The following is a 25,528-nucleotide window of genomic DNA, read 5'->3' as shown; positions in this document are numbered from 1 at the left end:
AGCCACTGCGCCTTTCATTATATTTTTCTAAGGTAAAAAAGCGGTGGTCATCAATACGGTAAATGACGGTGGGAGGGCCATAACTTTTAATTTCTTCGTCAATTAAACGTTGTTGTTCGCCTCTATCTTGCTCCGCTTTAATTGCAGCTTTTTCTTTTAATGATAAACAGCCGGTTAATAGGGTGGCACCCAAAATAAACAGTAAAGGAAATTTAAGTTGATGTAATAACATGGGTTGTCCTTATTAAGATGATGATGTTTTATTTTTAAGTTAATGATGATCTTTTATCAGGAGCTAACCAATGGGGTTAGTATTCATCATTTTTCTGCCTGTGAAATAGGGTAAATAGAAGGGGCACTGCAATCAAAACGAGTTTGCCCCGAGGGGGTTTTTAAGTCTTCAGGAGGGCTTTTTTCTTCCCCCCAACTGCTATGGACATAATTAGAATCGGTAGGATCAAAATAAATGACACGCCACCAAGGGTCGGCTAATTCATCGTTAGTTTTCCGCCGACTGACAGTTGTTTTTCCTAAATAAAACCCCTCATCGGTTACGATGATATCGAAAAAAGAAGAGTAGTAACCGGGATGATCAGTATGAATACCAAACCCCCCATTTGTGGGCCTAAAGTTTTTCCCACCATCCAAGGTGACAAGAATAACGTTAACGCAACCTGTTTTTGTTCCTGCGCAACGACTGGTTACACGACTCAATACCCCCGGAAAAGCAAAAGCATCGTCGCGTTTGGTTGCCCAGATTAAACGACCTTGATAACGACAAGCCGAGGATCGAATTAATTCTTGATGTATTCCTTTTTGAGTATTGTTGTAATAAGTCGAGCCACTGCGCCTTTCATTATATTTTTCTAAGGTAAAAAAGCGGTGGTCATCAATACGGTAAATGACGGTGGGAGGGCCATAACTTTTAATTTCTTCGTCAATTAAACGTTGTTGTTCGGCTCTATCTTGCTCCGCTTTAATCGCAGCTTTTTCTTTTAATGATAAACAGCCGGTTAATAGGGTGGCACTCAAAATAAACAGTAAGGGAAATTTAAGTCGATGTAATAACATGGGCTGTCCTTATTAAGATGATGCTGTTTTATTTTTAAGTTAATGATGATCTTTTATCAGGAGCTAACCAATGGGGTTAGTATTCATCATTTTTCTGCCTGTGAAATAGGGTAAATAGAAGGGGCGCTGCAATCAAAACGAGTTTGCCCTGAGGGGGTTTTTAAATTATTTGAAGGTATTTCTTCGTCACCTATATCATCATGGACATAATTAGAATCGGAGGGATCAAAATAAAATTTTTGCCACCATGGATCATCAAGGCTATCATTTTTTAAGCGAGAAGATGATGAGTTACCCAAATAAAATCCTTCATTGGTCACAATAATATCGAAAAAAGAAGAGTAGTAACCGGGATGATCAGTATGAATACCAAACCCCCCATTTGTGGGTCTAAAGTTTTTCCCACCATCCAAGGTGACAAGAATAACGTTAACGCAACCTGTTTTTGTTCCTGCGCAACGACTGGTTACACGACTCAATACCCCCGGAAAAGCAAAAGCATCGTCGCGTTTGGTTGCCCAGATTAAACGACCTTGATAACGACAAGCCGAGGATCGAATTAATTCTTGATGTATTCCTTTTTGAGTATTGTTGTAATAAGTCGAGCCACTGCGCCTTTCATTATATTTTTCTAAGGTAAAAAAGCGGTGGTCATCAATACGGTAAATGACGGTGGGAGGGCCATAACTTTTAATTTCTTCGTCAATTAAACGTTGTTGTTCGGCTCTATCTTGCTCCGCTTTAATCGCAGCTTTTTCTTTTAATGATAGACAGCCGGTTAATAGGGTGGCACTCAAAATAAACAGTAAGGGAAATTTAAGTCGATGTAATAACATGGGTTGTCCTTATTAAGATGATGATGTTTTATTTTTAAGTTAATGATGATCTTTTATCAGGAGCTAACCAATGGGGTTAGTATTCATCATTTTTCTGCCTGTGAAATAGGGTAAATAGAAAGGGCACTGCAATCAAAACGAGTTTGCCCTGAAGGGGTTTTTAAGTCTTCAGGAGGACTTTTTTCTTCCCCCCAACTGCTATGGACATAATTAGAATCGGTAGGATCAAAATAAATGACACGCCACCAAGGGTCGGCTAATTCATCGTTAGTTTTCCGCCGACTGACAGTTGTTTTTCCTAAATAAAACCCCTCATCGGTTACAATAATATCGAAAAAAGAAGAGTAGTAACCGGGATGATCAGTATGAATACCAAACCCCCCATTTGTGGGTCTAAAGTTTTTCCCACCATCCAAGGTGACAAGAATAGCGTTAACACACCCCCATTTAGTGCCTGCACATTGATCGGTTTTTCGACTCAGTACCGCAGGGAAAACTAAAGCATCATCGCGCTCGGTTGCCCAAATTAGGCGTCCTTGGTATAAACAGGCTGAGCCGTATAATATTTCTTGATGGATATTATTTTTTGTATTGTTGTAATAGGTGATCCCTTCACGTCTTTCATTATATTGCTCCAAGGTAAAAAAGCGGTGGTCATCAATACGGTAAATGACGGTGGGAGGGCCATAACTTTTAATTTCTTCGGCGATTAAGCGTTGTTGTTCGGCTCTATCTTGCTCCGCTTTAATCGCAGCTTTTTCTTTTAATGATAAACAGCCAGAAAGTGTCGATGTAGATAGGAGTAAAATAAAAAAGTAGGATAATTTATATTGCATTATTCATTTTCTCCATAAGGTAATAATTTAATTAAAATGTCGTTTATTGCATTAGAATTTATACGAGTTGTTTTACCTTCGGAGTCAGAAATACCTTTTATAATTTCTCCACTAGGTAAGGTAATTTGATAACGCTGATTAGCTATCGGCTCTCCTGAAAGTGGGTTTTTAATAACAAACCATTCACTAAATTCTTCTGGTGAAAAAGATTTCATAGCACTTTCTACACTTTGTGGGCCTAATTTTTGAATACCATTATTTTTAATCAATAACTTTCCAGGCCCACCAATTTCTACATTTCCATCTTTAATTCGTATATATCCGCCACCACAAGATAAGAGGAGTTCCTCTTGAGCTGATAGCACCATTTTTTTACCACTACTTATTATTGAATCTTGTGTTGACCATGTTGATAGACGACCGTCTTGTGCCTGAATTTCTATATCACCTGTTTTGGCAAAGATTTTTGCTCCCATTCTGGAAAAGAAACTCATCATTTCACCAGCTGCTAAAGTGAATTTTTTAAATGCTCCAATATCAACTTGTTGGTTTGCTGTTAGTGTTAAATTTTCTTCAGTAGAAAGTTGTAAATTATCACCACTGGTTAGTGCTATTCCGTCAGGTGCGGTGGCTAATAGCACTGATTTTTTTAATTGGATTAATTTTTTTTCTAAGCTTTCTTGCTGCTGTTGGATATTTGAAGCGAGAGCACTGGCATGTTCCGCACTTTGGGTCAATGTTTGCATTTCTATTAATGCAGCAGTGAGTTGTGATTGAGCCTCCTTCATCGCCAGCACTTCACCGCCTGCTTTGGCTTGATTATCTGCACTAATAAATAATCCTTTACCTGCTCTTATAGCTCCCCAACTATCGGTGCGTAATTCAAAACCTTCTCCTCGTTTATCGCGGTTAGCATCGACAATATGCCCTAAATTTAATTGTGATTTTCCCCCATATTCGGTACTGAGTTTAATATGCTCCTGCCCGCGTTTATCTTCCATTCGCAATTTATTATTTGCAGGGGTACGAATCACATTACGTGTGTTGTTTCTATCCGTTACATGATCGGGATGGCGTGAATCATGAAGCGCATGAGCGATATAAGGTCGGTCAGGGTCGCCTTCATGAAAGGCGATAGCGACTTCTGTGCCTTGAATTAATGGAAAATGCATCCCATAGGTATCGCCGGCATAAGGTTTTGCCAAACGTACTGGCATACTTTCATAACCTAAGGGTTTTTCGTCACGATCGGCATCAAATTTTACCCAATAAAAGCCATCTTCATTTTGATGCGCATAAATATCGTTATCTTTAGCACTGGTGATACGTGCGGTAAGTGTACCGGTGATAATAGGACGAGGTTTAACAGTAGGTCGCCAGCAAAGGGTTTCACTGTAAGGAATAGCATTAAATCGCACTTGCAGCGCTTTTTCTCGACCGCCACTAAAACGTAGACGAGTGATTAAAATCGGTGATTGAAACACAGAGGGTAGTGATGAAGGTATTGTGTTATCAGTGATAGAAAGCACTTGTAGCGGTGATAAAGTATCTGCATTACTTTCACCTTTTAAGCGCGTTTGTCGAGTTAAAAAACGCTCATGATCAAGTCGTGCCCAAAAGTTGGCGGTTTCGGCTTCTGGATTGAGTTTATCACCGCGAGAAAGATGTCTAGCTTGATAGTGATAAACTTCACCATAGTGAATTTCATCTCCTTCACCGCGTGTCATATCCGTTACTGCTGAAATCAAGGTGTCTTGGGCTTGCCGATGGTTGTAATCTTTGGTTAGTACATTTTGCTCGACTACTTGATGATGTAATGATAATCCCCACACACTTTCTTGGTGATTATCATTCATACCAGACGGACTATTGAGTGGTAAGGTTTTATCAAAGGTATAAGCACTTTGGCGATCGGCAAAACGAATAACTTCGGTTTGGGTTTGATCTTGTAAATAAAAAGAGTAAAAAATACCAACTTCACTTAATAGTCGTTCGATAAATTGACGATCACTTTCATTATATTGATTAATTTGCTCACGCTTTGGATATTCATTTTTAAGCGTAAATTCAAATTCCCAATCTTTAAAATTATGTTCACGTAAAATTTGACTCACGACATCAGGAACAGATTGATTGAGGAAAAATCGATGAGAGCGAATTTGATGACGTAATAAGGCAAAAACAGGTTCAATGACGAGTTGATAACGCGCTTCATCAACCGAGCCCGATAGACGCCGAAATTGTGTGATCACACCATGAACTTGCTTGTTGATGGAATTTTGAGTTGCTAATTCCGCAATGCTATTGAGAGGGGGGGGTAAAAGAGAGCGTTGCACTACGGCGCAATAGTTGTTGCGGTTGTAAATCCTGAGCTTGGCAAGTAAAGGTAATTTGATAATGATAGGTATCGCTAATTGCTTCACGACCCGTGAAATGTTCAACATCAAATAAAATATTACAACCTTGTACATTGAGATGATAGCGATTTTGTCCGATTAGTGTATTTTTCACGAGATCAATTATGCTCATTCCTCAATCTCCTGTTGTTTATCTAATACCTGTTTTTTTGTTGGCAACTCATCACTAAAACTCAACGTAATACCTTCTTCTTCATTAAAGCCCAAAATGACATATTGCGATTTTTCAGCACTGGCTTGGCGCAAAAGAAGTTGTTGGCTAAGAATAGGCAGGATCTGTTGATTAAGTAGACTATCGATATTTCGGGCACCTGTGTCTGGTAATAAACAGGCATCAACAATGGTATCGTAGAGCGTTTCTTCAACAATACCAGTTAATCGATAGTGGGTATAAAGTCGCTCGATCACATTTTTTAATTTCATCTCAACAATAATGCGTAGTGCTGTTGCATCGAGAGGGCGATAAATTAATGTTTGGAAGCGTGCCAGTAGTGCAGGTTGGAAATGTTCACGCAAAATAGGGCGAAGCGTTTCTTGTAAATCGCTATCGGTACTTAATGGTGACTCTTCTAGTTGTTGCATTAAATAATCACTGCCTAAATTTGCAGTCATTAAAATAACTGTATTACGAAAATCAATTTCACGACCTTCACCATCACGCATAAAGCCTCTATCAAATACTTGATAGAACAGATTTAAAACATCACGATGTGCTTTTTCAACTTCATCCAGTAACACAATACTGTAAGGGCGTTTTCTGACCGCTTCCGTTAATACGCCACCTTGACCGTATCCGACATAACCCGGAGGAGAACCTTTTAATTGACTGACGGTGTGAGCTTCTTGGTATTCAGACATGTTAATTGTGATTAACGATTTTGGGCCGCCAAATAGACATTCTGCCAATGCAAGTGCGGTTTCTGTTTTACCTATACCACTAGGACCCACTAATAAAAAGACACCTTGAGGCCCATTTTCAGAAACTAATCCGGTTCTTGATGCACGTAGACGCTGTGCCAACGCGAGTAGCGCGTTGTCTTGCCCTATAACGTATTTTGATAAGTTACTTTCTAACTCTAATAAGCCAATTTGTTCATCTTTAAGTAGGCTTGAAAGCGGAACACCTGTCCAATCAGCAATAACAGTTGCTACAGTACGAACATCAACATCGGGATTTAATAGCGGAGCGTCTTGTTGTAACTGAATAAGTTGTTGCTGAAGTTGTGCTGAAAGCTTTGCATTTTTAGGATCTTGTCTGCTTTCAATTAACTGACAGATAATCTCTTTTTCTTGTTCAAAGCGCTGTTCTAGTGTTTCGAGTTGAAGTGCTAATTGGGCATCTTGAGAAGATAAATCAGATAATTTTGTTTGATTGGTTAAATCACCGATAGTGATGTCATCTAGTATCGCTTTTTGTTCTAGTTCTAGCGCATAGCGTTTAGCTTTAATTCGGGTAAGCTCTTCAGGTAATGTATCTAAACTCATGCGAATTATTGCACTTGCTGTATCAAGTAAATCCACTGCTTTATCAGGAAGTTGTCTACCTGTTAAATAACGACGTGATAACGTTACTGCGGCTTTTACGGCATCATCGGTAATATGTACACCATGATATTTGGCATAACGCGATTTAAGCCCCCGTAGCATTAAAAAGGCTTTTTCATCATCGGGTTCATCAACTTTTACGATTTGAAAACGGCGTTCTAATGCGGCATCACGTTCAAAAAATTGTTTGTATTCCGACCAAGTGGTTGCTGCGATTGTGCGTAATTCACCTCGTGCTAATGCAGGTTTTAATAAGTTAGCGGCATCTGCGCCACCGGCTTGGTTACCTGCACCAATAATGGTATGTGCTTCATCAATAAATAATAAAATAGGTGTAGGTGATTGCTGAACAGCATCAATTACATTTTTGAGTCGTTGTTCAAATTCGCCTTTTACTCCTGCTCCTGCTTGTAATAGGCCTAAATCCAGAGTGCGTAATGAGGTGGTTTGTAAACTGATAGGGACATTTTTCTCAGCAATTCGCAGTGCAAGCCCTTCGACTAATGCTGTTTTACCAACCCCTGGCTCACCAACAAGAATAGGGTTGTTTTTACGACGACGAGAGAGGATATCGACCATTTGACGGATTTCATCGTCACGACCAAATACTGGATCAATCTCACCAAGACGCGCTTTTTCAGTGACATCAATCGTAAACTTATTTAATACAGCTAGTAGTGCTTCACTTAATGTATGACCAATAATGACGTTGTCAGGGGAAGTTGAAGGGTGATCGTTATTTTCGTGGTCTAGGTTATTTTCAGCAGTATGATTATGCACCGCAAGTTGTTGAACTTCAGGTCTTTCATCTGATTGGGCATCAAGTAAAGGTCTTAATCGTTGTAGCTGTGTTTCACCCAATGTCATTAAAGGCCAGAGTGCATCAAGTTGAACTAATGCGGGCTGTTTTGTCATGGTGTGTAAGAGGTGTACGCTGCGAATTTGTTCGATATCTTCATCAAGAGAAGCAATTACCCATGCATTTTTAATCAGTTCTAATAAGGGTTTGGATAATTGAGGTCGGCTACGTACTGAGCGAGGTAATTTATCAATTGCGTCAAGTAAGTCTTGCCAAAGTGCTGATAAATCCCATTCATAGCGACGAGCTAAAACAGTGATATCGCTTTCACCTAGCTCTAGAATTTTTAATAACCAGTGTTCAATAGTGACTTCTGCATGGGCGCGGGTTTGGCATAATGATGCCGCAGCTTCCAGCGCTTTTGCACAATAAGGATTTAATCGACGCAATAGCATAACAGATTGATTTTCCATGTTTTCTCCCAGTAATGAAGTCCCTATTGAGGGAATTTAGGTACGCTACCGCCCCTAGCCATAGACCGAGGCTCATAAGGTTATATTCTTCATATTTCAAGCTGTAGCGTTTACTCGTCATATTTCAAGTTGTAGCGTTGTTGACTACACTCACTCGCACTAGTCACATGTTCCTAGCGACTCATTCATTTGTCGCCTAGCTACACCTTGAACTATTTAGAGTATTTACTCGTCGGGCTTTAAATTATTTAGGGTATAAATAAGTAATAGTGTTTGATTTCAATAGGTTTAAAAACAGGCGGTTAACCGCCTGTTTGTTTTGGTTTTACGCAGTGGCACGTTCATTCCATGAATCTGAATGAATGATATTTCCGTCTTTGTAAGTCCAAGTGATTTTTTCGTAACGCAATTCAATTTCTTCGAGGTGATTGTGTTTCTCTTTGGTTGGATCTTTGATGTTGTGCATCTTAGGCGCTACTTTGACTACTTTGACGTTTTCAAGTGTGGTATTGAAATATTCAACTTCTTGGCCTGCGTCATCGATGCGATACCACTTAAACTCGGCCTTTTTCAATGTTTGTCCAGTTGTCACTGCCTTGTATAGATACGGGCTGGAAGCATCAATTTCTTTGACAAAAATAAAGGGGGTATGGATACGTGTACCGGTTAATTTGCCAGTATTGTTATCTGTTGGAATATACAAGTTGTGATCTTGAGCAACGACTTCAATACTGCCTTCACGATCTTGAACATTCACAGAGCCTTTGATATCCGCATTACCGTCATCTTTTAACCAGAGGTATACAGGAATAGCCATTTTTACATCTCCTTTTTAAGGGTTAGTTGCCACTATCCTTCAGTGGCGTAAGGTCATCAGCTAATACCTGACAAGCGTCAGCTTGAGGTATCAGGCGAATTTCAACTCGACGATTACGAGCTCGTCCATCCAGTGTTGAGTTATCTGCAACGGGCTGATGTTGGCCATATCCTTGCACTGCAAAGCAAGAGGGGGCGATATCACTGGTTTTGATCATCCAGTCACGTACGGCTTCAGCTCGTTTAAGAGAAAGTTTTTGGTTTAAATCGGGATTACCAGTGTTGTCGGTGTACCCAGAAATAACAATTAACCAACCAGGTTTGGCTTTTATATTGATAAGCGCATCAACAAGCACTTTGGTGGCTTCATTTTTTAATTTGTATTGACCTGAAGCGAAGAGAGCCAGACTATCTAGCGTCACCATTTCAGGAACTTCTTGTACGATGATCGGTGCTGGTGGTTGTGGGGGAGCCCATGAACTGAGCAAGGCATGCAAATAAGGTAAGATGTTATTTCCTTGATATAACGCTAAAGAATAGCGAGCAGGAATACCTTCTCGTTGCCAATGAGAGAGAAATGTCGCATCTGAAAGTAACTGTTGATAAGCCACTTTTTTAGGTTCTAAATTCTCATCGCTAATACTTTTAAAGTGATTGATATCATTACTATTATCGTAGATTAATTGCTTGTTATGGTGATAACTACCAGAGAGCGCACCAATAAGAAATAATCCACAAATCATGCCAATAACACCAAAGGTAGTTTCTATTTTTAATAAATTGACATCGTAAGTGAGTTTATCAATCACAATGTCTGGTAAGGGTAATTCGTCATTATTATTTGATGTTTTAATAATCGTCGGAAATAACGTGGTTTTATGGTGAATAAATTGAGCCCAACTATTATTTGAAATGGTAGGAACAGTTGTAAACTGCATTGCCCAAGCAACAGGTATGAGACTCGGAGTACCTGACTGAGCAACTGTAAGCAGAGGAATAAATTCACTTTTTAACCAAGCGAGTAATTGATCAAGCCAGAGAGCCATGGTGAGTTGGTTTTCAGTTTGCTCTCTATTTTGTGATAACCATGTTGAAATAGATTGAGTTGCCAGATTATCAGAGATAACAAGTAACTCTGGTTGGTCATTTAAATAGATTATCCACGGTGTTATATCATCAAAATGTGAATTGAGATAATTAACTGGAGAGTTAAGATAAAGTGTTACCCAAAAAGGTAATGTTTTACCTGTTTTTTTATTGCTTTCATGAATAGCACGACGCCAATTAAGTGTTTCTTGAGTTACTTCTTCTAGCTGTAATTGCTGTTCAGGTAATAAAGCGTATAACAGTGATAATCGACGTAATTGTAAGGGGGCAATATCAACAATATGTTGAGTGATGTTGATCAAATCAATAGGAGAGGCAGCGCGAATATACCAACCTTTCGCTGTTTCCCGATAGGTCTGGTTTTCATGAAAAAGCATTTGTGATTGACCACAAACAATAATAACAGCGCCTTGATAGTTATCAGGAGGGAGTAGATTTGTAAGCGCATTTTTAAGGTAGGGAGTACTTTTCTGCTGACGGAAAAACCAGACGCATAAAGAGAGTGTGACAATACAAATAAAGGCCGTCAGAAAATAGGAGATCTCTTTACCAAAAGACCAAAATCCCCAAAGCAACCACAATAATAAGCTTGCTGAAAACAATGTAATACACTGTTTTATCCTATTTTTTTGCATCACTTTCCTTGTATGACCCATTGTTGAAGTAAATTTTCTAATGACACAGAAAAACCCCACCACAGCATGGCAAGCACCACAATTCCCCCAAACCAACCTAACCAATAAATATGACGACGATTTATACGAGGCTTGGGTTTCATCACTAAAGGTAAATCATTTGATAGTGCATAGGTGGGAAGTTGAGTATTGAGTAGTTCAATAATTTGTTCACGTTCAGGGGCATTGGTTTGGCGATATTTACCAACAAAGCCCAGTGTAATCACACGGTGAAAACAAATAAGTACATCATGGTTAGGTGCTGGCTCATTTAATAGATTACGCAACCTATCCCATAGTTTGTCACCTGCTTCTAATGTATTGAAATACTTGGCTTGTAATGGGGATTGTATCCACTGAATGTAACCGTCATCACGCTCGGTACGATTCATCACGCTTTCATCAATTAATGCACATTGTGCATAAAGCATATTTTCGATGGCAGATTGGGAATAGCCTTTTTCTGTGAGTTGTTGGCGTGTTTTATCAATATGTTCACAGACGCGTTGATAGAAGGCTTTGCCATCAGTAATTTCAGCACCTTGACGTAGCTGACATACCATTAACCAAGTATCAGCAAAAAGCATATCAATCATGTTATTTTTAGCTGTTCTTGTATTCGTTATCATGAGCGAAGTACCGCAAAAAGTTCTAGCTGAATTTCACCTAATGTTCCTGGCACATAAAAAGCACAGTGACCTGAAGAGAGCATGGCTTGACCAGCTGAATTATTGAGTTCAAGTGCAAAATAGTGATTTTCTAAACGCAGTGGGATAGCGGCAGGAACATGTGTTAATGGCTGTAATGGAATACCATTAAGTGCGACATTAACCACACTAGCAACATCGTCATTACTACCCGCTTTACAAAGTAATGGAAACTGAGTGATCAACAAATGAGCTGGCAATGCAGAACGTACTGAAAGATAGAAATCAGCATCTTCGCGTAGGCGAGGATCATGCAATTCGCCACGCCAGAATGGCCCTTCTTTATCAAGAGCAATACTAATCACTCGTGAAGGTAAACTCGCTTCTAACAGAGTATTCAGTAAGCTAAATAACGGTGGAAAAACCTGTTCAGGAAATGAGTGTTGATAAAGCGGAATATCACCATTTTCATGGTCGAGTGAAAATGTCAGTAGTGCACCCGCTAGACGTACTAATTCACGATAAAGAAGCTCTGGATGACGCCCCATTGATGAGAGTAATTCACTTAATACAGGCTCAGCACTGTTTATCGCATTTAGTAGCCAAAAGAGCGAGACATCAGCGACAGCAAAATCAGCCATCTGCTCATTATTTTCACGGCGCATAGTCATTAGGCGGCGACGCTTGGCGACTAAACGATGCATGAATTCTGAGAATAATGTGGTTAATTCATCGCTTGCACTACAACTCAATAATGGGGGAATAAAATGTTTATCTATTTCCCATGCACCTTGGGCATTGCGGATTAATCGAGCGATGGGACAAGTCATGTATGCGCTATTTTCTTCATGAGCATAACGCAAAGTAATATTGTGCCTTAACACGGCGATATCCGTCTGTTCTTGACCAATTAAATCTTGTACTTTCATCCACTCTTGATAGAACGGTTGTGGCCTATCAGAGCGTCCTTCTTGCATAAGATTGCCACCATTAGCCAGTAATAGAGGTAATGCGAGAACGATATCAAGTGTTTGATGTTGTGAATAATGACTAAGCTCATTAACGGGCGGTAAGTTGTCAGCTAGCGTTGTATCAACTAGCGTGCCGTCAGGAAAACACACAATTAATTTTTGTGCGCTAAGGCGTGAAATAGTTAAAGCACTTTCATCAAACTCAGCACAAATCACGCCCCATGTTGATGCAATCGTCATATTGGCAATAGTGCTAGTGAGATAGCTATCCCATCTTGCTTGTTGTTGAAATTGCTGAGGAGCCAAAAAGGCCCCATCACTCCAGAGGGGGCGGTATATTTTCATCCGTGTTTCACCTTATGCTTTCGCTTTTGGCATTTGAGATACTAACGAGAGATCGACATCCATTCCTTCCACTTGGAAGTGAGGAACGGCATACAGCTTCACTCTGAAAAAGCCTGGATTATCTTCAATATCTTCGACTACCACTTTGGCATCACGAAGCGGGTGAGAGGCTTGCAAATCATCACTTGGATCAGTCATTTCGGTCACTAAACTACGAACCCAATTATTCAACTCAAGTTCTAATAAACGACGATCTTTTGTCGTACCAATATTTTCACGTTGAATTAATTTCAGATAATGAGCAATTCGGGAAAGGAGGAAAATATAAGGTAAACGCGCATTGATACGGCTATTCGCTGTTGCATCAGATGTTTCATAAATAGCAGGTTTTTGCGCAGAGTTTGCAGAGAAGAAACAAGAATAATCACGGTTTTTATAGTAAGACAATGGAATAAAACCGAGATTGGCAAATTCAAATTCTCGTGTTTCAGGGATCATCACTTCAGATGGAATTTTGACCTGACTCCCTGTTCCTAAATCAAAAAGATGAATAGGTAAATCTTTTACCGCTCCACCTGCTTGAGGGCCACGAATTTGTACACACCAACCATTGTTAATAAAGCTTTTAACCATATTGGCAGCAAAAGCAAAGGTTGCATTTGTCCACAAATATTTTTCATGGTCTGGACCTTTTACTTCTTCAATATAATTAAAGCTACGTACAGGAATGGTGTCTGGTCCATAAGGAAGACGACCTAAAACGCGCGGCATCGTCAAGCCAATATAGCGGGCATCATCAGAGTCACGGAAAGATTTCCATTTGATGTATTCAGCACGGTCAAAGTAGTTACTGATGTCTTTAATGGCAGCAACTTCTTCCATGGATTCTTTACCAAAAAAGGCTGGACCAACAGAACCTATGAATGGCATATGTGCAGAAGCTGAAACTTTCGCAATATTACGTAGTAAAGCGATATCTTGAGGACCGCGATCAAACTCATAGTTAGAGATAATAGCCGCAATAGGTTCGCCACCCGGAGTATCGTATTCTTCGATATAAGTATGGTGATATAGACCGCTTTGGATTGTTTCTGGGCAATCCTCAAAATCTTGGCGTAAATCATCTTTAGCTATATCGAGTAGCTCAATTCTAACATTTTGACGAAAATCAGTGCGATCAACTAAGAATTTTAACCCACGCCATGCGGATTCAATTTTTTGAAATTCAGCGTGATGCATGACTTCATCAAGTTGTTGGCTAATTTGTCTATCTAGATCAGCAATATGGTGATCAAGTAAGTTTCGGTCTAAACGTTCGACTTTTTGACCTGAGGATTTTAGACGATCGAGAAAAACTTGAACGGCAATAGTAACGCGCTCATTTGCTGTTGTATCTGCCAGAGCGCTATTGTCTTGGAAGATATTAATATCACTTACCTGAGAAACAGGTGTGAGATTGATTTTTTCAAAGAGAGAGGCATAAACACCGCTATTCGCGGACTCATCAAGTACTGTTGTTGTACTTTTTGAAATACTTTCGCTATTAACTGACATAAGCATAATCCTGTAATGATAAAACCTAATTAGTCTTTTTTCGGTGCGAGTTGAGATAATTCCTCGCGTAGTTCATCACTTAGTGCAGGATCTTTAAGGATATTTTCGAGTTCACGGCGAAAAGTGATGTTATCAAGGAGGTTAGACTTTAAGTCACGTAAGAGATTACGCATTGCTAACATGGCGCGTAGTTGAGGTATCTGGCGAGCAACTTGTTCTGGTTCAAAGTCTGCCATCTCTTTAAATGACAGATTAATGTTTTCCTCGCTACCATCATTAGCTAATGTATTTTTTACAGTAAGATTGACGGAAGGGGAAAATTCAGTAAGTACATTGTTGAAGTTATTTTTATTAATGTTGACCTTTTCTCTTTCTGAAAGAACGCGTTTATCCTTTCCGTTGCTGTAGTCGCCGATAGACAATAGTTTTAAAGGCAACTCAACTTTTTTCTGTGCACCACCTGTATGTAAGTCGAGTTTTATATTTACCCGAGCTTTAGGCACTTCATTTTGAAAACTATTTGACATAATAAAATCCTTGTATTAAACGAATAAAGGATCTCTTGAGAGTGGGGGATATTAAGTAATTTCACTACCAAGAAATTTATTTTAAGGCATACCTTCTTATATTAAATAAAATTAAATAAATCAATTTATCTTAATATTTTTAAGAGGTATCTCTAAAATTAAAATGAAATAGAAAGAAAATACCTCATAAACAATTAGAGGTACATTCCAAATAAACATCATATATTGATGTTTATTCTATATATTATTTGATTTTCCAATAAAACACTTCTTAATTAAGTTGTTTATGTTGGATTGACTAGTATATATACATAGTAGATATTCTTATTGGTAACGATTTGTTATTATTACTATCATTATTAAGTAATATACTGGATGATAAGAGAATAGAAATAAAGCAATGGCACTCTTTAAATCTTAAACTTTAATATTTGTATTTCTAAGTATTAATTATTAAGTAAAAAAGAGCTATTTAACTTCCTTTCTTTCATTCTTTTTTTGATTAATTAATGTGTGATTTTATAAATACTTTGATTAAATCAGAAGGAATGCAGATAAAACTATTCTTGAGATAAATCCCAATAATAGAGCTAGCAATGATTGAGGGTATTGGGGAGAAAAGGAATTATCGTTTTACGATGATAATTAAAATGAAAATATAAAGGGGCGTAAATCCCCTTTATATCGTTAATAATAATTAATTTAGCTACTTTAGGTAATCTAATGGCCAATGTTTGAAATAAATATGATTAGCTTGCCAGTCTACTTTTTCTGTATTGTCGTTTAATAAATGGCGAGCCACGGTAAAGGCAAATTCAAAACTTACACCTAATCCTTTTGCACTGATAAATTTTCCATCGACAACAACATCTTGATCAAGATAATTGCCATCATCATATTTATCTGCCAATTTATCACCTGTACTGTAATGACGACCTTCAAGAAGATGATGTGCCGCTAATACTTTTGCTCCTGAAGAGCACAGTGCACAAATATATTTATCTTCAGCAATATGGCGTTTAATAAATTGAATAACTTGCTCGTTAGCGCATAAACGATCGGTGCCTTTAGGACCTCCCGGCATCATTATTGCGTCATAGCTATGTGTCAGTTTTTCAGTTAATAAAAAATCAGCACTGATTTTAGTTTCAAAATAAGTATTTAATACCAAACTATCCATGCAAGAAAGTACATCAACATGAATATCAAGACGGCGCATGATATCAATAAAAACAACAGCTTCACCTTCTTCAAATCCATCAGCTAATAAAACGGCAACCTGTTTCATTTTATTTATCCCTTATCTGTTTTTAGTAATGAGTGGATATTTTGAATATGATTAACAATGGTCTGTTTATCTTGTTTATCAATCGTGTCTGCTGTGGCAATCCAGCTTCCTCCGCAAGCAACAACTTGTGGAATAGCAAGATAATCACTCACGTTATTTAAACTAATGCCACCCGTTGGCATAAATTGTACTTGTGCGTAAGGTGCCGCAAGTGCTTTTAGCATTTTTACACCGCCAGAGGCTTCTGCTGGGAAGAATTTAACTAAGGTTAGGCCTCTTTCAAGGGCAACTTCTATCTGGCTTGGGTTGTTAATTCCCGGCACAATGTTGATGCCATTATTCAGACAATAATCAACGGTACTTGGGTTATAGCCCGGAGAAATAACAAAGCTAGCCCCAGCTTCTTTTGCCATATCTGCTTGTTGTGCTGTCAGCACGGTTCCTGCGCATAAAATAAGCTCAGGAAAATGCTCATGCATTAGCTTAATAGCTTTAGCTGCCGCAGGTGTACGAAAGGTGATTTCAGCAACAGGTAATTGATTTTGGGTTAGAATTTCACCCAGCCAGATTGCATCTTCAGCGCGATTAATTTGGATCACGGGGATCACTTTCAGTGATGAAAGAGTATCAACAATTGACTGTGTCATGGTTGTCCTTGATTAGTGTGTAGAATGAATCCGTTATTTCATGAGGAATGATAGCGCCATGGTGTTGAATAACGAGTCCGGCTAAGGTGTTTCCCCATAAACAGCAAGTTGGTAAGCGATTATTTTGTAGCCAAGCAGCAATAAAGCCAGCATTAAACGAGTCACCTGCGGCAGTGGTATCAACAACAGAATCTATCGGTTTGGGAGAAATATAGCCCGAATTTTTACCATCAGACCAGAAAGCGCCATGAGCACCGAGTTTGACAATCACGTTTTGATTGCCCCATTGATGAAGGCGTTGTGCAATATCTTGTTCTGTCAAAACGGGTTGTTGCCAAAGCATTTGCTCATCATCCCCCGTAACTAAAGCGATATCGCTAAGTCTGTACAGTTTTTCAAACCACGCTTGTGCATGAGGTATTGAATCCCATAAACGAGGTCGATAATTTGAATCCACAATTAAAGTGAACCCTCGTTGTTTAAGGTGGGTTAATTGCGTGAGTAGAGCCTCTTTACCTTCCTGCGTTAAAATAGCAAGAGAAATTCCGCTGAGATAAATCACACTATTATCAGGTAGTGCATTGAGATGTGTTGTAAAACGGCTATCTGTTGCAATATAACGTGCTGCTGCATCATTACGCCAATAGTGGAAACTGCGCTCACCACAAGCATCAATTTCAATGGCATACAGACCGGGCAGTTTTTCGGGAATAGTAATAACAGATTGGCAGTTGATCCCCTCGTTTTCCCATGCTTTTTGCATTAAGGCACTGTAAGTATCAGTGCCTAAACCTGTCATATAGTACGGATGTAATGAAGGGATGAGTCGTGATAGATAGAGTGCTGTATTTAACGTATCACCACCAAAACGTTGTTGTTGCGGTAAAAAAGGCTGACCACTAAGCTCTATCATACATTCGCCAATAATGGCGACAGTTCTATTTGTTTTCACAGTTTCCCATCACTTTTACAGACACGAATTTTATCTGCAACCACTGCTTTCATTGCGGCTTTGCCCGGCACAAGGTAATGACGAGGATCACTTGCATCAGGGTTATCCAAGAAGTACTGCTTGATTGCGTTAGAGAAGGCAATTTTCAGTTCGGTTGCGACGTTAACTTTGCATATACCTAAATCGATACAGTGTCGTACATCAGCATCAGGAATACCCGATGCACCATGAAGAACTAAAGGAATATCTGTTTTTTGGCGAATAATCTCTAAGCGTTCAAAATCGAGATGAGGTTCATGTTTGTACATACCATGTGCTGTACCGATTGCAACGGCTAATGAATCAATGCCAGTTGCTTTAATAAATTGTACTGCTGAATCAGGATCGGTGAATAGGGCATCTTTTGTATCAACGATAAGATCATCTTCCTGTCCACCAAGACGACCTAATTCAGCCTCTACAGTGCAATCCCAATGATGGCAGAAATTAACCACTTCTTTGACAATGCGAATGTTTTCTTCAAAATGAAAATGAGAGGCATCGATCATAGCGGATCGCACACCTGAAGTGACTTTATGACAAATATCAGGAATATCTTCATGGTGATCTAAATGTAGAGCAACTGGGATACGATATTGCTCTGCGGCCTGCTGGCAAATAGAGATCAAATAATCACTACCAGCATAAGCAAACGTGCTTGGTGTACCTGCTAAGATAACAGGTGATGCCATTTCAGCGGCTGTTTCCATCACGACTTGAATCGTTTCCAAGTTATGAATATTAAAAGCAGGCACAGCATAATTTTCACGCTGTGCTTTATTGAGCATATTACGAGTAGAAACCAGATACATGTTTGCCTCTCATCTTTCGTTTAATTACGAATTATAATAAACGAAAGAAATAGAAAGGTAAAAGATCTAAATCACATTTTATTGCTATTACAGTGAAAGCAAATGAAAGATGATTAGAAAAAATGTGCCATTTTAGAGCTGTAACTGGTGATCCCTTTGCGTAATAAATTATTTTTCGGTCGTCTTGACTGCCCTATCACGGTTTCAGCGACTTTTTGTGCTAAGGTCTGTTTTTCTAAACGGCGGGTTAATGGCGTTTGCTGAGTGGTATAATCTTCGCAAAAAATGACGTTTACCTCTTGTGTTGCTTTCACTCCAGTCACTAAAGCTTGAATCGCAGGGATTTCGAAACGAAAGTTATCTTTTTCGATAGGTAAAGGAAGTGAAGGTGTTTGCCATAAATTGATACGATCAGCACAATAAAGCGCGATAATCACGGCACGTAATGACCAAAAACTACTAGCAGGTCCACTGTAGTTATCAACCAAACGAGGATCGTGAGCAAATAAACCTTGCGTTGGCGCACCATTTTTTAATGCACCTTGAGAAATAAAATAACGTAGGCTACTTTCAAAAGCGCGTTTTGCCTCGCCTACTTTGACTGAAGGACAATGTAAATCGACACCCGCTAATAATGGAGCAGAAACGGCAAGGCGATAGCAGGCGCTACGACCAAAAAAAGGAATACCTTTTGGGGTCATAAAATAAAGGTAATGTTGATTAAAGGTGTTAAGTGATTGAGTAATAAATGTCGCATCGAATTGAGGGTCAATTTGTGCTAACCAATACAGTGAATAGTAAAAACCCCACGCATTGTAGTAATCATAATTACCTTTTGCACCATCACGAAACCACCCATCACCAACATAAAACTCTTTTAATCGTTCATAGCGCCAATGTGCAATCGTGTCTTTTCCTGTGAGTGCTTTAATGACAAATTGAACGGTAAGAGGGAAGAAATGCCAATTATTATCAACAATTTCACAGTGATTAACTTGTTCGAACCAAGTAATAATTTGTTGTTGTGTTGCAGGTGCTAATGTATCCCACACCCATTCACGGCTTATCCAAAGAGTGAGTGCTAAATCAGATGCTTCACAGATCCGTTGATCGTAATCTTCAAGTTTCCCCCAATAGCCTTTATGAAGTGGGTCAGTACCATGAATAAAGCTTTGTGTGATGATTAAAGGTAAGTTGAAAACTTGATGATTTAGTCCTAACAATGTACTTTTCTGGCTGCTAACTATCCATGCGGCAAGTAGAGGAAGTACTCTGCTTACACCTTCAAGAGCATCAGTTCTTGCCGTTTGTTGCCCTGGACTTCCGGGATAATAAGCATGAGAGTAACCCCAGACTTGGTAATGATGAAAAGCCTGTGTGACATACTGTGTCAACATTTCGCATAAAGAGAAAAGTGACTTGTTTTCATCATTAAAAAAGTCAGTGATCGTTTTATCATAGCGACGATAAGCTGATTTCCTGACTAAGCGTCGAATGATATTTTCCTTAAATAAGCGTTGGTAGATTTCTACGTTTGGGTGCTCATAAGGAAGCTTGGGACGTGCTGAAGATGCAATTTTAATAGCCATTTTCGTATCTCAGAAAAAAGACGCATCCTTGCGAAACAAAACGGAAGCTCCGTATTAAGGTTTTGCGGAATCCACTAATATTTGATAGTGGTCTTGTCCCCAAATAACCGGTTTCGGTTTATCTTTGATCCACTGGTAATACGCATTTTTTAGTTCAGCAACTTTTTGTGGATTTTGTTTAGATAAATCAATTGATTCAGCCGGATCTTTTTTATCGTTAAAAAGCTGAGGCTGATTTTTCCCATCATCATAAAAATAGAGCGCCCATTCACCGTCACGTACAGCCCAAGCACCTTTAGAGAGTTTTTCTAAATTAGGATTTGTAGGTGGTGTTTTACGTTGATAGGTTATCCATTGGTGATATCCATGCCAAAACTCTTGGTTTTCTTCACTATAATGTTTAGTGCCTGGGCCTGCCCAATAAAGATAGTTGTGAGGGGATTTTGTTGTTTCGCCTTTAAGTAAAGGCATGATGTTTTTCCCTTCAACGTTTAGATCGTCAGGAATAGTAATACCTGCTGTTTGTAGTGCAGTCGGTAAAATATCAAGTGCGGAAATCATCTCATCACTTTTTGTACCTGCTGGAATGGTACCAGGTTGATAAGCAATAAAAGGAACTCTAACCCCACCATTAAACATTTGTCCTTTAAAGCCTCTATCCATTGCATTCATTGGCATTGGTGATTCATTAACGGCACCATTGTCGGATAAGAAAAAGATAAGTGTATTTTCTAATTCACCATTTGCTTTTAATTTTGCAATTATTTGGCCAATACCTTCATCGGCTGCGTTTAAGGCAGCAAAGTATTTATCTGCTTCAACATTACCCGTATCAAATTTCTCCATATATTTAGCAGGTGATGCTTGTTCCAACGGAATATGAGGAACGCTATAGGAGAGATTAATAAAGAATGGTTTATCTTTATGTTGATCAATAAATTTTAAGGTCTCATCCGTTAATAAATGCGTGGTATAGCCCGGAGCTGGAACATTGACACCATTACGCCAAAATGCAGGCGAATTCCATAAAGCCACACCCGATGCGTAATAGCTAAAGTCATAATCAAAACCTCGTTCATGAGGTGCGTAACCCGCTTCTGGTGTTGAGATCATGTTGTCGTGATAATCGCGGGTTTGTTTACTTTCATTAATTTTCGGTTTGCGGATCACTTTTGCATTGTGCCATTTTCCAATACTGGCTGTGGCATAACCATTTTCTTGGAAAAGTGAAGGCAATAGTTTGATATCTTGGGGAATACCTAAAATGGCATCATCATTACTGTAAGTACCAAAGCTTGCAGGAGAACGCCCAGTAAAAATACCTGCTCGAGAAGGGCCACAAACAGGATGAGCAACAAATGCATTGGTCATTTTGGCACCATTAGTTGCCATTTGACTGACATTTGGCATTGCAATGCGTGCAGCTTCAACCATCTTATTGATATCGCCTTCATAACGTGGCGGTGTTGGTCTTTGTGCTAATTCATCAACATTTAAGGTATCCAGTACAAAATCAAGCTGCCCTGTTCCTAAATCATCCATCACTATCAGTAAAATATTCGGCTTTTCAGGTGTACCGCCTGCATTGGCAGAGATTGGAATGCTTAAACATGACGTAGCAATCAGCCCAGCGAGTAAACTTTTTTTAACAGAAGGTAAGATCACGAATTGTCTCCAGAATAAACAAAATAAAAAGAGTTACTTTAAGTAATTTTTTTTCATCGCAGGGAGTGCATCACTAGCAAGCCCCCCACGTGAAATAGCTTGTTGCATTAATTGCATGCCTATCGCGGTATGGTGAAATATTTTTTTATAAGAGCGACATAGGTAGTTATGGCGATGTTTTTCGCCTTCAATAGCAATAATGCGATGTTTAGGGCAACCGCCGTAACATAAGCTTTGCACTTCACACTGTTTGCAAAGGCGAGTTTGTTTATCATATTTATTTTGGCCAAAGCGCTGTTGCTGTTTTGATGTGGCTAAATGAGCAAGACTATTTTGATGAATATTGCCCAAATTATTAGCGGGATAGACATAGTGATCGCAAGAGTAAACATCACCATTGGCTTCAATGATCAATGCCTGACCACAGGTTTTAGATTGAATACAAGTTGATGCGGGATATCCCATCCATGTGCCTAATAAACTATCAAATAAGCGGATATATATTTTCCCGATATCGCCTTGCCGTACCCATTCATCAAATACTTCAGCCATAAATTGCCCATAACCTTCAGCCGGAACAGAAAACGGCGCTAATTGTGCATTAGGACCCGGTGCATAATGTCCTCCGTGAGTATGAGGAAAGCGTCTATCGACTTCGACAATGGGAATAAATTGAAAGAAAGTGGAGCCTAATTCTTTTAAGGCTTGATAAGTTTCTTTTCCTTTATTCCAGTTTTGGTCATTAACGACAGTGAGTGTGTTAAATTCGACACCATATTCATTGAGTAACTTAATTGCACGTTTTACTCGTTCAAAAGTAGGGCTTCCATTGACTGAAATACGATATTTATCGTGAACAGCTTCAATGCCATCAATTGAAACACCTAATAGAAAGTGATTATCAGCAAAGAATTGTGCCCATTGGCGATTAATAGCAATTGCATTGGTTTGTACACTATTTGTAATTGTCTTGCCGTTAGCAAATTGCTTTTGATATTTGACGACTTGTTCAAAGAAAGCTAATCCTGCAAGCGTTGGCTCGCCACCTTGCCAAGAAAAATCAACCTGATCTCCACCGTGTGACTGAATATAGTCTTTAATATAACGACGAAGTACACCATCTGGCATCACGGTATGGCCTGTCTCTTTTGTTTTATCTTGAAAAATATTTTCTTTTTCCAGATAAAAGCAGTATTCACACTTAATATTACAGTGGTAGCTTGTCGGTTTTGCCATCATATGAAAATAAGCAGGTTGATTTAATGCCATTAGTTATTTCCTGAGTTTCTTTTTTATCCTGTTACATTACGTAAAATTTATCAAAACAAAAGAGATTAAAATCACAAATACGAGATATCGAAAGCAAATGAAAGATTTTTACGAAAGATAAATACGATTATTTTCGATAAAAATACTTTCGATTCGATACTATTTCATATTCTATTGACTATTTGAGTTATTTATTATGATTTTTTTTTCGAAAATAAATGAATGTAATGAAGTTTTAATCTTTATTTTGTGAGATAAGGCGAGATAAAATCTATATTATTGTATTTTATCTAGCTGTAGATGGTGTAATAACAAGTGTAGTGTTGCGTTATATCATTTTAATTATTGGAAACTGATGGCCTCAAGGCTATCATTGAAGCTACACGAAAATAATCGTAAGTAATCGATGATGATTCGAAACTTTGTGAAAGAGATCAAAAGTTTTGTTTTTTTGCATTGTCGGTAAAAATTGGCGTAGTAAACTATATTCGAAACCAATCGAAAGAAAGTCTTTTGGTTTCGTAAGGAGACGAAAGTGAAAGCGGCAGTTGAGAGGCGTATGGAAATCCTCGATATGGTAAACCAGCAAGGTAAAGCCAGAGTCGAAGATCTCGCTGAATTATTTAAAGTCTCAAGTGTCACTATCCGCAGCGATCTAAGCTTTCTTGAAAAAAATGGTTATATCGTTCGCTCTCATGGCGCAGCAATTCCTAACACAGGATTTATTGCCGAATTGAGTATCCACGAAAAACGTGGACAAAACGCGGGCATAAAAACATTAATCGGGAAAGCAGCCGCAACGCTGATAAAGGATGGAGACACCGTCATTCTTGACTCGGGGACAACTACTCGCGAAATCGCGACACATTTAAAGTCGCGCGAAAATGTAGTGGTCATGACTAACGGTCTGGATGTCGCAATGGAGTTAGCAAATACCTCAGGTGTGGAAGTATTAATGACCGGTGGTGTATTGCGAAAAAGTGCGTTGTCTTTTTCTGGCTCACAAGCTGAAAATAGCCTTAGAAATTACCGTTTTGATAAGGTTTTTCTAGGTGTTGACGGATTCGATTTACGTGTTGGTATTACTACACACAATGAACAGGAAGCCAGTCTTAACCGTTTAATGTGTGATATCTCAGAAACGATTATTGCGGTTGCCGATTCTACGAAATTCAGTAAACGCAGCTGTCATATGATCAGAGAATTTGGTGATATTGATATATTAGTGACCGATTCAGGTATTCCTGAAGAATATGTTCAGGAACTGAAAGATCATAAAATCGAAGTGATTATCGTCGACGATAAGGCATCGTAATTTGCTAACTCCATTAGCAACACCGCCGGTGTTGATTATGGAGTTAGTATTAATGCATCCTTTAGAAAAGATTGTTCAGCAACATAAATCAGGCAAACAGAATGGTATTTATTCTGTTTGTTCTGCCCATCCTTTAGTAATAGAAGCAGCTCTATTACAAGCGCTGGATAATGATTCCTTTCTGCTAATTGAAGCCACCTCTAATCAGGTTGATCAGTTTGGTGGCTATACAGGAATGACCCCCGCTGACTTCTACCAATATGTTATTGAACAGGCGAAAAATGTCGGTTTTCCTATCGAGAAGCTTATTCTTGGTGGCGATCATTTAGGGCCTAATCGTTGGCAACACCTTAATGCTGAAGATGCGATGGCGAATGCAGATGTGTTGATTGCACATTATGTTGCTGCGGGTTTTAAGAAAATCCATCTTGATTGCAGTATGTCTTGTGCTGATGATCCTATTCCTTTGACGGATGAAATTGTGGCATCTCGTGCCGCTCGCCTCGCTGTAATTGCAGAAAATACGGCAAAAGAGACATTTGGTACAAGTGATATTGTTTATGTTGTTGGTACAGAAGTACCCGTTCCAGGCGGTGCTGCTGAAGAGCTTGATACTGTTGAAGTTACTTCACCTGATGCTGCGCGTAAAACCTTAGAATGCCATCGCCAAGCTTTTCATGATGTGGGGATTGGTGATTGTTGGCAACGCGTTATTGGTTTAGTTGTTCAACCCGGCGTTGAATTTGATCATACGGGTATCATTGATTATCAACAAGAAGAAGCACAAGCATTAAGCCAAGTGGTAAATGATTATTCTCACCTTGTTTTTGAAGCCCACTCTACGGATTATCAAACTAAAGAAGCTTATAAACAGCTAGTTCATGATCACTTTGCCATTTTAAAAGTTGGGCCAGCATTAACCTTTGCAATGCGTGAAGGTTTATACGCACTTTGCTCCATTGAAGAAACATTATTCCCTCAAGAACAGTGCTCTAAATTGCGCGAAAAAATGGAACAACTGATGTGCCGAGAGCCTGGATTTTGGCAAAAATATTATCACGGTGATGAGCGTCAACAAGCCTTTGCTCGAGTATATAGTTTTAGTGATCGTATTCGCTATTACTGGCCTGATGCTGAAATTAATGCCGCCATCGATACGCTAATGGATAACTTATCCGTTAAACCAATTCCACTACCATTACTGAGTCAATATCTGCCTTATCAATTTACCCAATTTAGAGAAGGCATGATTGACGGATCGCCTGAATCTTTTGTTATTGCGAAAATTCGTGATGTGTTATCGGTGTATGCCGATGCGTGCTATGTCCATTAAT

The 25,528-nt window shown here is 39.0% G+C and carries 20 protein-coding genes and 1 pseudogene; 2 read left to right on the top strand and 19 right to left on the bottom strand.

Annotated elements, in window-relative coordinates; translation table 11 throughout:
• From CUB63_RS07920 to CUB63_RS07830, 19 genes and pseudogenes are all read right to left on the bottom strand, one after another.
• Positions 1-232: T6SS immunity protein Tli3 family protein (locus CUB63_RS07920; protein WP_420902345.1), on the bottom strand; the 232-nt coding region annotated here is incomplete at its 3' end.
• An 86-nt stretch (positions 233-318) separates the two neighbouring features.
• A complete protein-coding gene (locus CUB63_RS07915) occupies positions 319-1,071 on the bottom strand; it encodes a T6SS immunity protein Tli3 family protein (protein WP_109847826.1) in 753 nt (250 codons plus the stop codon).
• Positions 1,072-1,157: 86 nt separating this feature from the next.
• Positions 1,158-1,907 carry a T6SS immunity protein Tli3 family protein gene (locus CUB63_RS07910; RefSeq protein WP_109847825.1) on the bottom strand — a complete coding sequence of 250 codons (750 nt, stop codon included), beginning with the start codon at positions 1,905-1,907 and terminating at the stop codon, positions 1,158-1,160.
• Between the two features lie 86 nt (positions 1,908-1,993).
• Entirely contained in the window at positions 1,994-2,743 is a 750-nt protein-coding gene (locus CUB63_RS07905; RefSeq protein ID WP_109847824.1) for a T6SS immunity protein Tli3 family protein, read from the bottom strand.
• A pseudogene (locus CUB63_RS07900) lies at positions 2,743-5,272 on the bottom strand (type VI secretion system Vgr family protein). Before CUB63_RS07900 ends, CUB63_RS07905 begins: the two are co-directional and overlap by 1 nt.
• Complete coding sequence (gene tssH / locus CUB63_RS07895) at positions 5,269-7,977, bottom strand: type VI secretion system ATPase TssH (RefSeq protein WP_109847823.1); 2,709 nt, start codon at positions 7,975-7,977, stop codon at positions 5,269-5,271. Before tssH ends, CUB63_RS07900 begins: the two are co-directional and overlap by 4 nt.
• Positions 7,978-8,302: 325 nt before the next feature.
• The gene (locus tag CUB63_RS07890) at positions 8,303-8,794 is read right to left on the bottom strand and encodes an Hcp family type VI secretion system effector (RefSeq protein WP_109399722.1); all 492 of its coding nucleotides are present in this window, start codon (positions 8,792-8,794) and stop codon (positions 8,303-8,305) included.
• A gap of 22 nt (positions 8,795-8,816) precedes the next feature.
• Positions 8,817-10,535: an OmpA family protein gene (locus CUB63_RS07885; protein WP_232240021.1), complete on the bottom strand. Its 1,719-nt coding sequence runs from the start codon at positions 10,533-10,535 to the stop codon at positions 8,817-8,819.
• Positions 10,535-11,203: a type VI secretion system protein TssL, short form gene (gene tssL, locus CUB63_RS07880; protein WP_006533865.1), complete on the bottom strand. Its 669-nt coding sequence runs from the start codon at positions 11,201-11,203 to the stop codon at positions 10,535-10,537. Before tssL ends, CUB63_RS07885 begins: the two co-directional genes overlap by 1 nt.
• On the bottom strand, positions 11,200-12,537 hold the full coding sequence (gene tssK, locus CUB63_RS07875) for a type VI secretion system baseplate subunit TssK (protein WP_109847821.1): 1,338 nt from the start codon (positions 12,535-12,537) through the stop codon (positions 11,200-11,202). Before tssK ends, tssL begins: the two co-directional genes overlap by 4 nt.
• Positions 12,538-12,549: 12 nt before the next feature.
• On the bottom strand, positions 12,550-14,097 hold the full coding sequence (gene tssC, locus CUB63_RS07870; RefSeq protein ID WP_109399726.1) for a type VI secretion system contractile sheath large subunit: 1,548 nt from the start codon (positions 14,095-14,097) through the stop codon (positions 12,550-12,552).
• A 23-nt stretch (positions 14,098-14,120) separates the two neighbouring features.
• Positions 14,121-14,618 carry a type VI secretion system contractile sheath small subunit gene (gene tssB, locus CUB63_RS07865; protein ID WP_006533860.1) on the bottom strand — a complete coding sequence of 166 codons (498 nt, stop codon included), beginning with the start codon at positions 14,616-14,618 and terminating at the stop codon, positions 14,121-14,123.
• 706 nt (positions 14,619-15,324) lie between these two features.
• Positions 15,325-15,906: a DJ-1/PfpI family protein gene (locus CUB63_RS07860; protein WP_006533859.1), complete on the bottom strand. Its 582-nt coding sequence runs from the start codon at positions 15,904-15,906 to the stop codon at positions 15,325-15,327.
• Positions 15,907-15,911: 5 nt separating this feature from the next.
• Positions 15,912-16,553 carry a bifunctional 4-hydroxy-2-oxoglutarate aldolase/2-dehydro-3-deoxy-phosphogluconate aldolase gene (locus CUB63_RS07855; protein WP_006533858.1) on the bottom strand — a complete coding sequence of 214 codons (642 nt, stop codon included), beginning with the start codon at positions 16,551-16,553 and terminating at the stop codon, positions 15,912-15,914.
• Positions 16,534-17,505, bottom strand: a complete 972-nt coding sequence (locus CUB63_RS07850) for a sugar kinase (RefSeq protein WP_109847820.1) — start codon at positions 17,503-17,505, stop codon at positions 16,534-16,536. Before CUB63_RS07850 ends, CUB63_RS07855 begins: the two co-directional genes overlap by 20 nt.
• Positions 17,502-18,356 carry a tagatose bisphosphate family class II aldolase gene (locus CUB63_RS07845; protein WP_109847819.1) on the bottom strand — a complete coding sequence of 285 codons (855 nt, stop codon included), beginning with the start codon at positions 18,354-18,356 and terminating at the stop codon, positions 17,502-17,504. Before CUB63_RS07845 ends, CUB63_RS07850 begins: the two co-directional genes overlap by 4 nt.
• Positions 18,357-18,469: 113 nt before the next feature.
• Entirely contained in the window at positions 18,470-19,945 is a 1,476-nt protein-coding gene (locus CUB63_RS07840; RefSeq protein ID WP_109847818.1) for a DUF2264 domain-containing protein, read from the bottom strand.
• A 54-nt stretch (positions 19,946-19,999) separates the two neighbouring features.
• The gene (locus CUB63_RS07835) at positions 20,000-21,610 is read right to left on the bottom strand and encodes a sulfatase family protein (protein WP_109847817.1); all 1,611 of its coding nucleotides are present in this window, start codon (positions 21,608-21,610) and stop codon (positions 20,000-20,002) included.
• A gap of 33 nt (positions 21,611-21,643) precedes the next feature.
• On the bottom strand, positions 21,644-22,879 hold the full coding sequence (locus CUB63_RS07830; RefSeq protein ID WP_109399731.1) for an anaerobic sulfatase maturase: 1,236 nt from the start codon (positions 22,877-22,879) through the stop codon (positions 21,644-21,646).
• 535 nt (positions 22,880-23,414) lie between these two features.
• Between CUB63_RS07830 and agaR the strand changes: the two genes are divergently transcribed.
• Complete coding sequence (gene agaR / locus CUB63_RS07825; protein ID WP_006533848.1) at positions 23,415-24,194, top strand: transcriptional repressor AgaR; 780 nt, start codon at positions 23,415-23,417, stop codon at positions 24,192-24,194.
• Between the two features lie 52 nt (positions 24,195-24,246).
• Positions 24,247-25,527: a tagatose-bisphosphate aldolase subunit KbaZ gene (kbaZ, locus tag CUB63_RS07820; protein WP_109847816.1), complete on the top strand. Its 1,281-nt coding sequence runs from the start codon at positions 24,247-24,249 to the stop codon at positions 25,525-25,527.
• Position 25,528: the final 1 nt, after the last annotated feature.

This window comes from Proteus penneri, from assembly GCF_003144535.1.
Taxonomy (GTDB): Bacteria; Pseudomonadota; Gammaproteobacteria; order Enterobacterales; family Enterobacteriaceae; genus Proteus; species Proteus penneri.
This window is presented reverse-complemented; position numbering and strand designations above follow the sequence as displayed.

Coding starts and splice junctions, on each gene's coding strand:
- CUB63_RS07885 (WP_232240021.1), bottom strand. CDS start 10,535: ATGCAAAAAAATAGGATAAAACAGTGTATTACATTGTTTTCAGCAAGC.
- kbaZ (WP_109847816.1), top strand. CDS start 24,247: ATGCATCCTTTAGAAAAGATTGTTCAGCAACATAAATCAGGCAAACAG.
- CUB63_RS07915 (WP_109847826.1), bottom strand. CDS start 1,071: ATGTTATTACATCGACTTAAATTTCCCTTACTGTTTATTTTGAGTGCC.
- tssH (WP_109847823.1), bottom strand. CDS start 7,977: ATGGAAAATCAATCTGTTATGCTATTGCGTCGATTAAATCCTTATTGT.
- tssK (WP_109847821.1), bottom strand. CDS start 12,537: ATGAAAATATACCGCCCCCTCTGGAGTGATGGGGCCTTTTTGGCTCCT.
- CUB63_RS07860 (WP_006533859.1), bottom strand. CDS start 15,906: ATGAAACAGGTTGCCGTTTTATTAGCTGATGGATTTGAAGAAGGTGAA.
- CUB63_RS07890 (WP_109399722.1), bottom strand. CDS start 8,794: ATGGCTATTCCTGTATACCTCTGGTTAAAAGATGACGGTAATGCGGAT.
- tssL (WP_006533865.1), bottom strand. CDS start 11,203: ATGATAACGAATACAAGAACAGCTAAAAATAACATGATTGATATGCTT.
- tssC (WP_109399726.1), bottom strand. CDS start 14,097: ATGCTTATGTCAGTTAATAGCGAAAGTATTTCAAAAAGTACAACAACA.
- CUB63_RS07845 (WP_109847819.1), bottom strand. CDS start 18,356: ATGTATCTGGTTTCTACTCGTAATATGCTCAATAAAGCACAGCGTGAA.
- CUB63_RS07855 (WP_006533858.1), bottom strand. CDS start 16,553: ATGACACAGTCAATTGTTGATACTCTTTCATCACTGAAAGTGATCCCC.
- tssB (WP_006533860.1), bottom strand. CDS start 14,618: ATGTCAAATAGTTTTCAAAATGAAGTGCCTAAAGCTCGGGTAAATATA.
- CUB63_RS07905 (WP_109847824.1), bottom strand. CDS start 2,743: ATGCAATATAAATTATCCTACTTTTTTATTTTACTCCTATCTACATCG.
- CUB63_RS07840 (WP_109847818.1), bottom strand. CDS start 19,945: ATGGCTATTAAAATTGCATCTTCAGCACGTCCCAAGCTTCCTTATGAG.
- CUB63_RS07910 (WP_109847825.1), bottom strand. CDS start 1,907: ATGTTATTACATCGACTTAAATTTCCCTTACTGTTTATTTTGAGTGCC.
- CUB63_RS07830 (WP_109399731.1), bottom strand. CDS start 22,879: ATGGCATTAAATCAACCTGCTTATTTTCATATGATGGCAAAACCGACA.